This is a genomic window from Amycolatopsis sp. lyj-23 (assembly GCF_046549135.1).
GTDB lineage: Bacteria > Actinomycetota > Actinomycetes > Mycobacteriales > Pseudonocardiaceae > Amycolatopsis.
This window is the reverse complement of record NZ_JAJPWN010000017.1, coordinates 226,430-240,088: the sequence shown is the minus strand read 5'-3', so window position 1 is coordinate 240,088 and position 13,659 is coordinate 226,430. Positions and strand designations below refer to the sequence as shown.

10 protein-coding genes are annotated in these 13,659 nt (G+C 67.9%); 6 read left to right on the top strand and 4 right to left on the bottom strand.

From position 1 onward, the window contains the following. The first annotated feature begins 149 nt into the window (after positions 1-149). Together ACLJPY_RS36925 and ACLJPY_RS36920 are read left to right on the top strand one after the other, a co-directional pair. A complete protein-coding gene (locus ACLJPY_RS36925) occupies positions 150-1,250 on the top strand; it encodes a sensor histidine kinase (protein ID WP_410595630.1) in 1,101 nt (366 codons plus the stop codon). Further along, a complete protein-coding gene (locus ACLJPY_RS36920) occupies positions 1,247-1,915 on the top strand; it encodes a response regulator (protein WP_410595629.1) in 669 nt (222 codons plus the stop codon). The genes ACLJPY_RS36925 and ACLJPY_RS36920 overlap by 4 nt, the downstream gene beginning before the upstream one ends. Before the next feature lie 170 nt (positions 1,916-2,085). Here the strand turns inward: ACLJPY_RS36920 and mptB are convergent, their stop codons facing one another. Beyond that, a complete protein-coding gene (gene mptB, locus ACLJPY_RS36915; RefSeq protein ID WP_410595628.1) occupies positions 2,086-3,450 on the bottom strand; it encodes a polyprenol phosphomannose-dependent alpha 1,6 mannosyltransferase MptB in 1,365 nt (454 codons plus the stop codon). Positions 3,451-3,550: 100 nt separating this feature from the next. Between mptB and ACLJPY_RS36910 the strand changes: the two genes are divergently transcribed. Beyond that, complete coding sequence (locus ACLJPY_RS36910; RefSeq protein ID WP_410595627.1) at positions 3,551-4,210, top strand: response regulator transcription factor; 660 nt, start codon at positions 3,551-3,553, stop codon at positions 4,208-4,210. A gap of 176 nt (positions 4,211-4,386) precedes the next feature. Further along, positions 4,387-5,256, top strand: coding sequence for a sensor histidine kinase (locus tag ACLJPY_RS36905; protein ID WP_410595626.1), 870 nt, complete (start codon positions 4,387-4,389; stop codon positions 5,254-5,256). A 423-nt stretch (positions 5,257-5,679) separates the two neighbouring features. Here ACLJPY_RS36905 and ACLJPY_RS36900 read toward each other — a convergent pair whose 3' ends face one another. Then, on the bottom strand, positions 5,680-8,826 hold the full coding sequence (locus tag ACLJPY_RS36900) for a BTAD domain-containing putative transcriptional regulator (protein ID WP_410595657.1): 3,147 nt from the start codon (positions 8,824-8,826) through the stop codon (positions 5,680-5,682). 96 nt (positions 8,827-8,922) lie between these two features. Here ACLJPY_RS36900 and ACLJPY_RS36895 point away from each other — a divergent pair, with 96 nt between their 5' ends. Further along, positions 8,923-9,792: an alpha/beta fold hydrolase gene (locus ACLJPY_RS36895; RefSeq protein ID WP_410595656.1), complete on the top strand. Its 870-nt coding sequence runs from the start codon at positions 8,923-8,925 to the stop codon at positions 9,790-9,792. Positions 9,793-10,189: 397 nt separating this feature from the next. Here ACLJPY_RS36895 and ACLJPY_RS36890 read toward each other — a convergent pair whose 3' ends face one another. Then, positions 10,190-10,813: a TetR/AcrR family transcriptional regulator gene (locus tag ACLJPY_RS36890; RefSeq protein ID WP_410595625.1), complete on the bottom strand. Its 624-nt coding sequence runs from the start codon at positions 10,811-10,813 to the stop codon at positions 10,190-10,192. An 87-nt stretch (positions 10,814-10,900) separates the two neighbouring features. Between ACLJPY_RS36890 and ACLJPY_RS36885 the strand changes: the two genes are divergently transcribed. Further along, the gene (locus ACLJPY_RS36885; RefSeq protein ID WP_410595624.1) at positions 10,901-11,614 is read left to right on the top strand and encodes an alpha/beta hydrolase; all 714 of its coding nucleotides are present in this window, start codon (positions 10,901-10,903) and stop codon (positions 11,612-11,614) included. Positions 11,615-11,848: 234 nt separating this feature from the next. Here ACLJPY_RS36885 and ACLJPY_RS36880 read toward each other — a convergent pair whose 3' ends face one another. Next, a complete protein-coding gene (locus ACLJPY_RS36880; protein WP_410595623.1) occupies positions 11,849-13,279 on the bottom strand; it encodes a carboxylesterase/lipase family protein in 1,431 nt (476 codons plus the stop codon). Positions 13,280-13,659: the final 380 nt, after the last annotated feature.

The window sequence follows — 13,659 nt, the reverse complement described above, 5'->3', positions numbered from 1 at the left end:
CATCGCATTGATGTGTATTTCTCTCGTTCGCGACCCTAAGAAAATTCCGGTGCTTATGCGTCCTCCGAAGTGGGTATCCGGCCATACCCCCCTGGTGGTAGCACCTGCTGTTTCGGGGGTGCCCCCGCCCGGTCGGCTACCGTGACGGTGTGCGCACGAAGCTTCCCGCTCCCCTGCTCGACGGCCTGATCGCCACGGCTCTGGTAGCCCTCACCGTCGCCAATGTCGCCGCCCGCCCAGGCGTGGGATGGGTCGTTTACGTCCTCGGGATCCTGACCGTCGCTCCGCTCGTCCTGCGCCAGGTCGCACCGGTCGTCGTCATGGTGCTGACCGCCTGCGCGGTAACCGCATACTCCATAATGGAATCCGCGGAACTCCCCAACGCGGGCATCGGCCTGCTCCTCTCGGTCTTCACCGTGGGAACCATGCGATCCACGCCGGTTGCGGGCGTGACGTGGCTGCTCTCCGCGTCCTGCTTCGTACCCTCGTTCCTGACGCCCAACGGGGGCCTGACCCTGCCCCAGCTGATCGAAACCACGCTAGTGCTGTTGGGTGCCTGGGTGCTCGGGGAAAGCACCAAAGGCTGGGGTCGGCGTGTGCGGCGCGAGGCCGAAAACGCTCGCCGCGCCGCAGCCGACGAACGCGTCCGGATCGCACGGGAACTGCACGATGTCGTCGCACACCACATGTCGGTGATCTCCCTGCAGGCCGGTCTGGCGAACTACGTGTTCGACAGCGACCGCCCGATGGCCCGGGCGGCCGTCACCACCGTCGAGGCGACGAGCCGGGAAGCGCTCCTGGAGATGCGGCGGCTGTTGGACGTGCTGCGGCTCGACGACGACAAGCTCGATCTCTCCCCGCAACCGGGGCTCCACGAGCTCGGCGGCTTGGTCGAACGCGTCCGTGCGGCGGGCCTGACCGTGGACCTCGTGGAGTCCGGAAAGCCGAAAGCCGTGCCGCCCGGTGTGGCCATCTCCGCTTACCGGATCGTGCAGGAATCGCTGACCAACGTCCTCAAGCACGCAGGTCCGGCGTCAGTGCGCGTAGAGATCACCCACCGTGCACGGCACCTCGATGTCAAGATCACTGACGATGGCGTCGGCTCCCGAGCAGGAAGCGGCCTCTCGTCGTATGGAATCGAGGGTATGCGCGAGCGAGCGACGCTCTACGGAGGTACGTTCGACGCTGGACCACGGCCGGACGGTGGCTTCGGCGTCGTCGCGTCCTTGCCGACCGAGGAGAGACCATGACGATCCGGGTGCTGGTCGCCGATGACCAGCCGCTGGTCCGGGCCGGGCTGGTGGCGCTGCTCAAGGCCGCTCCGGGGATCGAGGTGATCGCCGACGCCGCGAACGGGGTCGAGGCGGTGTCCCGGGCCGTTGCCAGCCGGCCGGACGTCGTGCTCATGGACGTGCGGATGCCCGACCTGGACGGGATCTCCGCCACCCGGCAGATCTTGGCTCGCAACGACGGGCAGCCGCCGCGGATCATCATCCTCACCACGTTCGACGTCTCGGAGTACGTCTACACCTCGCTGCGCGAGGGCGCGGCCGGCTTCCTGCTCAAAGACACGCCAGCGGACCGGATCATCGCCGCCGTCCACTCCGTCGCGGCCGGCGACGTCCTGCTATCGCCACGGATCACGCGGCGCTTGATCGAAACTTTCGCCCAGCACCACCGGCCGTCGAAGTACCGCCGCGACCACCTCGGCTCGCTGACGGGCCGCGAGACCGAGGTGCTGCACCTCGTGGGCCACGGGCTCAGCAACGCCGAGATCGCTGAGCGGCTCACGCTCAGCGCGGAGACAGTGAAAACCCACGTCAAGCGAATCATGGGCAAGCTGGAGCTGAGCACCCGGGCGCAAGCCGTAGTGGCCGCCTACGAGTCCGGTTTGGTCGTTCCCTCGGCAGAGTGATCTACAGAGGCCAGCTCGGCGATGGCGGTGCGTACGAAACCCGCTCAACAGCGCGTCGACTGAGGCGCCACTCAGGGTGACATCACCTCGGCCCGCAGATCCCGCTTATCACCGACCGTATGCGTATTGAACGGCAATAGCCGTTGCTGAAACCGCAAACGAATCGAGCACTATAGCTCACGCCTTGCCGTCCACACGCCGACACCGACCGAAACCATCGCGAGCACTCCGAAAGCCCAAGGCGGCAGCAAGGTCTTGCCATCCGGGTGAGAACTCACCGTGAGCCATGTCGAAACCGCAGCCGCCAGCGCGACCTGCGAAGTCCGCCACGCTGCCGAGGCCCCCAGCACCAACGGCCAGGTGAAGTACCACGGGAGCACCACCGGCGCCAGCACCACCGTCGCGAGCAACGCCACCGTGGCACCGCGGACCGCGTCCGCGCCGCCTGTGCGTGAGCGCCACCATAACCAGGCCAGCAGGACGATGAGGACAACCTCGCCGCCCAACCGGAACGTCCCGACCGCGGAACCATGCAGCACCAGCCCGGCAATCTTCCCGAGCGCGGTCGGCAGCGACAGCCACGGTTCCAGCACATAGTTCCCGCGCATCGCCCCGATCCAGCCCAGACCGACGTCGGCGACGACGCTGCACATCCCGAATGTGACGCCCGCAATGATCGCGGAAGCCGCGAACCCGACGAAGGCGCCGCGCCGGCCCGGTCGCTGCGCAGCCCAGACCCACATCAGGAAAGGCAGCACCACTGCCGCGGGCCCTTTCACCGCGACTGCCAGCGCTACGGATACGAACCCCAGCTTCGGCTCGCCGGTGAGCACCAGCGCCGTGCCGGCCGCGAGCAGTCCGGCCATCAGCAGGTCGTTGTGCCCGCCGGACAGCACACACAGCTGCGTCAGGGGATTCATCACCGTCATCCAGAGCGCACGGTCCGGCCGGGCGCCGAGATGACGGCACAGAACGGGCACCGCGAGGCAAAGCAACCCCAGGCCGACCACCATCGCCAACCGGGTCAGGAACGCACCGAGGACGACGTTTTCCCCGGTCACCGCCACCACCGACTTCACGATGAGGATCTGCAGCGGCCCGTACGGCGATGGAACGGACATCCACCCACCGGCGGCATTCTCGCTTATGGCGCTGGGCAGCTCGGCCGGTACGTGCGTATAGGGGTCCAGGCCGGCGTGCGCCACGGCGCCCTGCGCGAGGTAGGTGTACAAGTCCGTGCTGAACAACGGTGGCGCGCAGAGCAGCGGGACACACCAGAGCCAGGTAGCGCCCACGACCTCACGCACGCTGCTCCGGCCCGCCCGCACCGAGTGTCCCAAACTGACCCACCCCGACAACACCAGAGCAAGGCCGAGGTACAGAGCCGCAGTGGCGAACACACGGCCGTACCCGGTCTGCAGATCCCTGAAGAGCACGGGATCACGCGGCGTGGCACCCGCTCCGAACGCACCGAAAGAAACCAGCATGGACCCGGCTGTGCCCCACACGGTGGCGCTCTTTCCGGCGAAGTTCATGGCCCAGGTCTAGCCGGAGCGAACTCATGCACCGTTAAAGTCGACGTTTATCCGGTCTTTATCCGCCCGGGGTTGTACTGAAGCCCGCGAGGAGGAAACCATGCGAATACTCGTAGCCGAAGACGAGCGGATGCTGGCCGACTCGATCACGGAGGGGCTGCGTCATCTGGGCATGGCCGTGGATGTCTGCTACGACGGCGACGCCGCGCTCGAACGCGTTGCGGTCCACCGGTACGACGTCGTGCTGCTCGACCGCGATCTGCCGCTGGTGCACGGCGACGAGGTCTGCCGCAAGATCTCCAGCGGAGACGGCGAGACCCGCGTACTGATGCTCACGGCCGCCGCCGGTATCCGCGACCGTGTCGACGGGCTCGGCCTGGGCGCGGACGACTACTTGACCAAGCCGTTCGCCTTTGCCGAACTCGTTGCCCGGGTGCACGCGCTGGCTCGACGCGCGCGACCGGCGCTGCCAATGGTGCTCGAGCGCGCCGGCGTCGAACTGGAACCGGCGAAGCGGTTCGCGGCTCGGGATGGTCGGCCGTTGCCGTTGTCCCCCAAGGAGTTCGCCGTTTTGGAGGTACTGCTGCGAGCCGAAGACCGGGTCGTCAGCCCGGAAGAGCTGTTGGAGAAGGCATGGGACGAGCACGCCGATCCGTTCACGAACACGGTGCGAGTCACGGTGATGACGCTGCGGAAGAAGCTCGGCGCCCCTCAGGTGATCCACACCGTGCCCGGCGCGGGTTATCGGCTGGGTACCTGAGGCGCCTTCGGGGTTCGGTACGCGGCCGCGTCGAGCTACTCCTCCTCGGTGTCCTGGTCGCCGCCTTGGTGGTGGCGCACCCGCTCTTCCAGGCACTGGGCGTAGTTCTGGGGACGTTCGTGAACACCGGCCTGTGTCCCCGGGGGACCGGCTGTCACAGCGTGTCTGGTGGGATCTTGTGGCTCCTGCCGCTGGTCGCCGTGGTCGCACTGGTGGTCGTCCTGCGCCGCCCCTTGACTTCTTGGGCGCTGCGGCCGCTCCCGGATCTGGCAGCCACCATTGAGGAGATCGGACCGCAGAACCTCGGCCAGCGCATGCGGCTGGACCAGACGGACGGAGAAGTGCACGCCTTCGCCGTCGCGGTGAACGGAATGCTCGACCGCGTGGCCGTCGGCTTCGAGGGGCAACGGCGGTTCGCCGCGAACGCGTCGCACGAACTGCGCACGCCGCTGGCGGTACAGCGAACACTGGCGGAGGTCGCGATGGTCACCGGCGGGGGTGACGACGTGCAACGGTTGGCCGCCCAGCTGTTGGTTGTCAACGAGCGCAACGACCGGCTGATCGAAGGCCTGCTCGTCTTGGCCGAAGCCGACCGCGGGTTGCCCGGCTCGGTGCCAGTGCGACTGGACGAACTTGTGGACTCGGTCCTCACACGGTACGCCGACCGGCTCGCCGAAGGCGAGCTAACCCTTCGCAGCGACTTGCCAGAGCGGACTGTTCACGGCGATCCCATAATGCTGGAGCGGCTGGTCGCCAACCTGGTCGACAACGCGATCAAGTACAACCAGCTTGGTGGCTGGGTCGAGGTGAGCCTCAGCGCCGAGCCTGCGCTCAGCGTGGGCAATTCCGGAGAGCGCGTACCGGCCGAGTCGGTGAGCTCGCTGTTCCAGCCGTTCCGTCGCTTGTCCGCCGAGCGCACTAGCCAGCGCGATGGAGCCGGCTTGGGGCTGTCCATAGTGCACTCGATCGCCGCAGCCCACCACGGCCGGGTGTCCGCCGCTCCTGGCGAGGCCGGCGGTCTGCGGGTCGACGTGGTCCTGCCCTGACGACGTCGGCGAATACTTGCGATCGCTTCGGCGTCAAGACCCAGGACGGCGGAATGAGCCCACATCGGATCCTACCCGCCTTGGCGGTGCCACCCAGCTGATCGGCTACTCCGGCTGTGATCTTCCTGGTCTCGATCTCCGTAGGCCGAGCAGTGCATGCTCTCGCAGACCTCCGATTTGCTGGCAGCACGCCCGGCCTGCTTCACCAGACGCGTCCTCAGGGAAGAGGCGGGTGAGGCGCGCGCTCCCCGCCGTCGCTTGGCGGCCGGAAGGCCACGAGGTCGTCTGCTTTAATGCTTCCCGAACGCAAACGCCGACCTGAATCGCGTAGTCGGGCGGCAGGACGTCCTCGAGCAGGACAACCACCACCTGATGCTCGGTAGATGGCAGTATCCGAGCGATACAAGGTCTGGACTGCCAACGCTAGCCCAGAGCAGCACGTGCGGCCGCCGCCCAGTGCGGCGCGCCGCAGTCCTCAGCGATCTTCAAGGCTTGGCGGTAGTGCTCCCCCGCCTCCACGGGCCGGCCCAGTGCCGCCGCCAGGTCGCCTAGGTAGTGCGCGACCGGCCGGAGCGTCAGCAGGCCGCTGCCGGCGCCGGCGAGTTCGGCCGCTGCGGGCAGCAGATCCGCGTACAGCCGCTCGCTCTCCGCGCGGTCGGGACCGGCGATCACGTGCAGGCAGCTTCGCGCTTCGCTCAATAGGTCTCGCGGCGAGTCCGGGATCTCGTGCGGACCAGGCTCGACCACGGCACGGCACCACGGCTCGTAAGTCCCGTAGTCCTGCCGGACGTCCGTCTCAAGGACGCCGCTTTGCTGCAGGTGATGACACAGCAGCGTGATGGCGAGGATTCCGTCTTCCAGGCCCGCCATGCCGGTGCCGGCGAGCCGGGCCGCGACCGAGCGGAACGCCGCTTCCGCCGCGGGATCGTCCTTGATGCTTGCCCGCATCGCCCGGTAGCCCTGGGTGAACACGCCGACCAATGGCAGATCGTGGTCCGCCGCCAGTCGGTCGGCTTCTTTGGCGTGCCTGTCGGCCGCCGGCAGGTCCGCGAGCGCGCCGTACGCCTGGACGAGCACCAAGTGCCCCAGCACCTCAAAGGTGACTAACCTGTGCGCCGCGGCGACGTCGACTAGCTCGCGGCCGATCCGCACCCTCTCGGGAGCCAGTCCGGCGCGGTAGAAGGTATGCATGAACCGGGCGTTGAGGGCGAGCGCGAGCAACTCTGGGTCACCGAGGCCCCGCGCGAGTTTCTCGGCTTCCCGCGCGGCGATGCGGCCGCGATCCCCGCCGGTGTTGCGCGTTTCCAGCGCTAGCGTCGCCAGCAGCCGGCACCGGTCGGCCCCGTGCTCGTACGGCAGTTCTGCCAGCGTCCGTTCCGCGACGGCGACCATCCGGGCCGCCAGCTCGGGGTCGTCGCTCGCCGTCCAGACGGCTGGGACGTCGAAGGCGCCAAGCACGTGCGCCGTCAGCACCGGGTCGCCGACGGCCTCTGCCAGCGACACCGCTTCGGCGCGGTGTTGCCGGGCCTCGGCCACGGAACCGATGACGGCGAGCGCCCGGACTAACCCTATGATCGCCTCGAGCCGTTCACGAACGTCGGAGCTGTGGTCAAGCACGGCTCGCCACAGGCGGGCCGCTTCGTGCAGCGCGAACCGGTGTTCGGCGCGTTCGGCCGCCAGCCGGGCGTACGGTCTTGCCGAGGGGCTACCGGCGAGCAGGAAGTGGTGGGCCAGCGCCTCGAAGTCCTCGGGGCGCAGCCGTTCGAGCGTCTGGCCGACCGTCGCATGCCATTGTGCCCGGCGTGACCGGGAAAGATCCGCGTACAGCGTCTCGCGGACTAAGTCATGGGCGAAGCGGAACCGCTGCGGGCCGGGCTCGACCAGAAAACCCGCGTGCATCGCGGCTTCGAGGCAGTCGAGGACGTCGCCCCCGGCCATCTCGGTGAGCACGTCAAGATCGACGTCGCGGCCGACTACCGCCGCTCGGTGCAGCACCTCCCGCGTCCGCGTGTCGAGCCGGGCGATGCGGTGGCGGACGACGTCGCGGACCCCAGGTGGGACTTCCGCCGACGCGTCGGCGTCGAAGAGCCGGGCCAGCTCCCGGACGAAGAACGGGTTGCCGCCGCTGCGCCGGTGAATGGCGTTCACGGTGGTCGCCGGAACGTCCCGGCCGAGTGTGGACCGAACGACTTCCCGCACCTCGTCCGTGGAAAGGCCGCCGGGGTACAGGCGAGCGGGTTCGGCCCGCGCGACGCGGCCGAGGAAGTCGGCGAGCGCTGCCGACAGGTCGGTGCTGCGGTAGGTGGCCATCAAAAGTACCGGGCCGGCCTGACGCTCGGCGAGCACCGAGGCCAGCAGAGCGAGCGTTTCGGCGTCGGCCCAGTGCAGGTCGTCGAAGACGAGGAGGACGGGAGCCTTCCGGGCGATCGAGGCGAGGTGGTGGCTCACCGCCCGGCGCAGCCGGAACTGGGCGGTCAACGGATCGCCGGCGGTTCGGCGGCCGGAGGACGAAGACTTGTTTAGGGGCTGCAGTGCCACCGCGAACGCCTCATCAGACGGCGCGCCGAGCGTTTTCAAGATTCGCGTCCACGGCCACGCCGCGGGCAGCCCCTCGTCTTCCGCGCTCGCGCCCCACGCCGTCGTCCAGCCGCGTGCGGCCAGGTGACCCGCGAACGTCTCGGCCAGCGCGGTCTTGCCCGCACCGGCTTCACCGGACACCAACACCAGCCGGGTTTCACCGCGCTCGACTCGGTCCGCCTCTGCCGCCAGCAATGCCAGCTCGCCGGTGCGGCCAACCAGGCTACCGGCTGGAGCGAGCGCTACACTGATAGGCCGGTCCGGCGCCGCGATCCGCGGCGACTGCGCCAGGATGTCGGCCTCAGCTTGTTGCAGGCTCGGCCCCGGGTCGACTCCCAACTCGGCCTTCAGCACCTGCCGCGCCCGCCGCAGCGCACCCAGCGCGTCGCCCTGGCGTTCGGTCCCATAGAGCGCCAGTGCGAGCAGGCGCCAGCCGTCCTCTCGAAGGGGGTGCGACGCCACTTGGGCCTCGAGGTCGGGGACCGCTTCGGCCGCGCGTCCGACGGCCAGCATGGCCTCGGCTCGCCGCTCACCGGCTAAGAGCCGCATGTCTTCGAGGCGGTCGATCTCCGCTCGAGCCCAGGCATCGTCGGCGAACTCGGCGTAAGCGGGCCCGCGCCAGAGCGCCAATGCGTCGTCCAATTCCGACAAAGCGGCTCCGGGTGTGGTCGTCACCGCTTCGAAGCGCAAGGCATCGACGTCTTCCGCACGCAAGACGTAGCCGGGGCCGGAGGTCACCAGTAGCCGGGCTGGAGTCCGCGGGGCACGTCCGGGTTCCAGCGCGCGGCGAAGCGCGGACACGAACGTCTGCAGCGCGCCAACCGCACCGTCTGGCGGGACCGGCCACAGATCGGCGACGAGCCGGTCGACCGGCACCACCCGGCCGCGCGCGACTAGCAGCCGCGCCAGCACCGCCCGATGCCGCGGCCCCCGCAGAGCCACCGGGCCGCGCTCGTCTTCGGCGACGAGGGGGCCGAGGACACCGAAGCGCATCACGCACGCATGGTAACCCGCTCAGTAAACGCTGACTCGCCGCTGACAGGCCTCGGAAAAGCTAAGTGCCAACGAAACCTCACTGAAAGGGTGACCATGCACATCCCAGGTTTTGACTACCGCCAAGTCACGGTCGGTGACGACATCACGCTCAACGTCGCCGTCCGCGGCTCCGGTACGCCGATCGTGCTATTGCACGGTTTCCCGCAAACTCACCTGATGTGGCGACACGTCGCCGCCGACCTGGCCGCCGACCACACCGTCCTCTGCCCCGACCTGCGCGGCTACGGCGAGAGCGGCAAGCCGGCCGACACCGGCGAGACCTACTCAAAGCGCACGATGGCCGCCGACATCGTCGCGCTCGCGCGTGCCTTCGGACACGATCGGTTTGCGCTCGCAGGCCATGACCGCGGCGCGCTCGTCGCGATCCGCGCCGGCCTGGACCACCCGGAAGCCGTCAGCCACCTCGCCGTCCTCGACGTGCTCCCCACGCTCGACATGTGGGACGTGCTCCATGGTGTGCGCGGGGCAGTCGGCTTCCATCTCTACCTGATGGCCCAACCGCCCGGCCTGCCGGAAACGCTCATCGGCGCGGCGCCGGAAACGTTTTACGGCTACTTCCTGGACGCCTGGACACAGCGCCCAGACGCCATCCCGACCGACGTCCGCGCCGAGTACCTGCGCGCCAGTGACGAAGCCACGACGTCGATCGTCGCCGACTACCGCGCGAGCGCCACCATCGACGTCGAGCACGACACCGCCGACCGCGACGCGGGCAATCGCCTCAAGATGCCGGTCACCGTGCTTCAGCAGGACTGGGGCGCCGCGCTCGGCTTCGACGCGCTGCGGCTGTGGCAGGCCTGGGCCACCGACCTCCGGCACCGCACGGTGACCTCCGGACACTTCATGGCCGAAGAGTCGCCCGCCGAAGTCGTCAAGGAACTGCGAGAGCTGCTGGCGCGCTGAACGGCCGCTGATCTCTTAGGCGTGACACAGGACGGTCAGGCGCCGGTTCGTGCGCCTGACCAGGTCCCTCTCTCTCCACACTAGCTCAGCCATGGGCCTCCCTCGATAAGGAACCCGGACTGTCAACCTCTGTCAGTTTTAGAGCCAGACACGGCAGAAGTCACCGACCAGGACCGTCGGGCTGGATATCAGCATGTGTTCGGGGACGTCGTCGCATGCGAAGTCGTCTCGAAGGCGATTTGCCAACGAAAGAGCCAGATGAGGTCCGGACTGCTCAGCAAGTTCGGGGGCCGGTGCCCTGCTGGACGCATAGCACCGGCGCGTTGACCCAAAGCGTCGCGCACCCTGACCAGGCTTAGGTCAACACCGGCTTTGATCTACGGCAGACAGGAACGGCCTAACACTCAGCGAGGGCGTGCACGTCGGCGGTCGGCAGGAGCGCAAATGACGCCTGCTCGACAAGCCACTGTTCAGCGTGCTCGGGGAGCCACTCCAGCTGGTCGACGAGGTATAGATAGCCCTCAGGCCCAAAATAGAACTGCAGGACGTCGGTGGCCCGACCGACTGACACCCCATCCTTGAGGTTGCCGGTCGCCAGCAAGTGGTCGGCCACGGTGGCGAGATTCTGCCGGATCCGGTCGTTGGTGCTGGCGAGGGTCGCGGCGGCGGACTCGTCGCGGGGGGCGGCATCGTGGATAAGACGGATGAGGTCGCGAGTCTGGTCGGCCAACTGACGCACAGTGGCGGCGAGGAGGACGAGGACGTCCGTGCCTGCCCGGATCGATCTCATCTGCTCCAGGCTCGAGTCGACCTCGGTCGCCGCGGACCACGGCTCGATCACGGTGCGCAGGAGTCCTCGCTTGCCGCCGGTGACCGCGTACACCGTCTTTGGGGTGACACGCGCGTCCGCGGCGATCTGGTCGATCGTCGTGCCGACGTACCCCTGCGAGATGAAGCGACGGCGTGCGGCATCGACAATCGACTGACGGGTCATCTCGGCGTACTCAGCGCGGCGGGACACCAGGTCAGGGTAGCGAGGCGCTCGCGTGACTGCAGTCGCATCAGCTATGGTAACTTGAGGTTACTCACCCTCACCTCAAGGACGCTGATGCACTCCATTCATTCGTCCCGGCACTTCGTGTTCGTCCACGGCGCCTGGCACGACTCGACGGCTTGGAAAACGCTTCGTACCCATCTCGATGCGAGCACCTCAACGGTCGAACTGGCCTCCAGCGGCCCAGACCCGGCCCGGCTCGGCGACCTCTACTCAGACGCCCATCTCGTGCGCGAGCACGTGCGCCGTCTCCGGACCGAGGATCCGTCGAGGTCCATCACGGTCGTGGCCCACTCCTACGGCGGGATGCCCGTCTCTCAGGGGCTGTTTCCCGAGGAAAGTGAACGGCCACTGGCCGATGAGCTGATTTTCGTGGGCGCGTTCATGCTCAATGTCGGCGACTCGCTGCGGTCGGTGGTCGGCGAGTCCATCCCGGACTGGTGGCAGGTGGACAAGGAACTCGACATCGTCGACCCGGCAGACCCGGGGCCGCGCTTCTACAACGACCTCGATCAGGATGCAGCCGCCCGCGCCATCGAGGCATTACAGCACCAGCGCTGGTCGTCGTTCACGCTGCCCCTGACTCAGACGGCCTGGCGGGTGATCCCGTCGGCTTACGTCATCCTCGAGCGCGACCAGGCAATCCCCCCGTTCGTGCAGGAGGCGATGTCATCCCGCGCCGGACGGGTCCACCACCTCGACACGTCGCATTCGCCATTTCTCAGCGCTCCTGATGAGCTGGCGAAGGTCCTGCTTGCCGGCGTCTGATCGCCCCATGGGACCTTCTGACAGCCCGACGCCCCGAGAGCCGAATCAGTCGGCAGCGATCGCGAAGAGTCTGCAAAGCAGCAGAGACACCCGAGCCGGGCTCGGGTGTCTCTGGTCACCCGCCGGCCGGTGTGCCAATGCCTGGCCCCACCGCAAGATGGCCCGGGTAACAACCCGATCAGCCGGCCGCCACCAAGAAGAAGCCGTTGCAGAAGTAAAGCGGCCGCGATTGTCTTATTCCCCGAAGAGGTGGCAGACGTTCGGTGCCCAGCCGGGATTGCCGGACTTGACGAACCGAACCCAAGCCCCGTGAGTCTCGTCCGCCAACGCGATGTCCGGTTCCCCCGGCCCGAGCAGGCCGCGCGAGCCTCGTAAAGCAGGCAGCGCGACCTGGTCGAACACGAAGGGCAGCTCGACGCAATGGCACGCTCCCAGCCGGCCGTCACACGCAGTCGAGGCCCATCGGAATTCGTAGGAGAACGTGCGGCCTTGTGAATCAGCGAGGTGCGCGGCGGCCAACCGGCGGCTGCCCTCGTTGAACGCGTCGGTGATAATCCTGGACAGCAACTGACCAGGGGAATCGCCCGGAAACTGGTCACGGTAGCCAGCTAGGCGACCTTCCGGTTCACGGAACCGACGACGAACCGCAGCAAGCAGGTCGGGTTCGCTGGCGGTCTCAATCAAGCCGTTCGGGACAGTATAGAGGTTGGCCTCTGCTGCAGTGCTTCCGATCAGCAGATCGGTTCCGAGCCCGGAACGAAGGGTGTCGGCCGGTTGACCAGTAAGCAGTACACCGTCGACCACCGGTTTGAATGGGCTTGCTCCAACTGCGGTGTCGAGGAAGCCGTGCGCGGCATGGTCGAGCGGCGGTAGTGCGGTGGACAGCTCGGCAAGCTGAACATCGGTCAGGTCGCTTAATGAAGCGGCGGTGGCGTCCCGACCCAGCAGCGACGAAATCCCTCGAGTCGCCAAGGCTGCTTGGCCGGGCTCGAACGCGCAGTCCCCGCTGCCGCTTTGACTGATCGCCCGCTGAAACAGCCCCTCGGCCGCGGGGCAGGCCAGGAGTGCGGCGACGATCATTGCGCCGGCGGACTGACCAGCGACGGTCACACGGTCCGGATCGCCGCCGAAGGAGGCAATGTTCTCGGCCACCCAATGCAAACCGGCGAGCACATCGAGCAGCCCCCGGTTGGCGGGAGCGTCTGGGACCTCAAGCCAACCGCTCGCGCCGAGCCGGTAGTTCAGCGTTACCAGTACGACGCCGTCGCGAACAAATGACGCTCCGTCGTACATCGCGGCAGATCCCGCCCCGGCGGTCAGGCCACCGCCGTGGACGAACACCAGCACTGGCAGGCCATCGGCACGTGGATCAGGAGTGCTGACCGTCGCGGTGAGGTAGTCGTCGCCGGTGTTGCGGCCCGTGCCGAGGATCGGAGTGAGGTCCAAGGCGCCGAAGTCCCGGCGCGGTGCTGGAGCGCTCAGCCCGGGAGAGGAGGCGTCACGAGTCCCCGTCCAAGGCGCAGGTGCCACGGGTGGCGCGAACCGCAGCAAGCCGGTGGGCGGTGCCGCGTAGGGAATCGAGTGGAAGACGACACCGGCCGGGGTGGCCGCTCCTCGCACCCGCCCGCCGGTAACTTGTGCGGTCAGGGAGACGTTGGCGTTCATGAAGACTCCATGGTGGATACGATGCGGGACATCGTCAGCCGGGCGGCCTGATTTCTGTCCCGCCGGCGTGCGGGAGTGAGTTGGCTGACGTGAATCTGGCGCAAGGTGAAGCCGTCGTTGGGTTTGTGCTGGCGCAGGTCTGCGAGCCCGCCGCCGACGGTCTAGGTGCACCGTGTGGTCCGGAGGCGACGACTCCGACGATCGGGCCCGGCAACGTGTCAGTCATGGTGACCTTTGCGCTGTGCCAGGAGCTGTCGGAACGAACGCGCTGCACCGCCCGGGGCTTCTGCGTGGACAGGCGACTGTTTAGCGCGACGATCGAACCGTCCGGCAGACCCGCAACGACGCCGCGAGCGGACCAGGTTGGTGTCGAGCTTGAC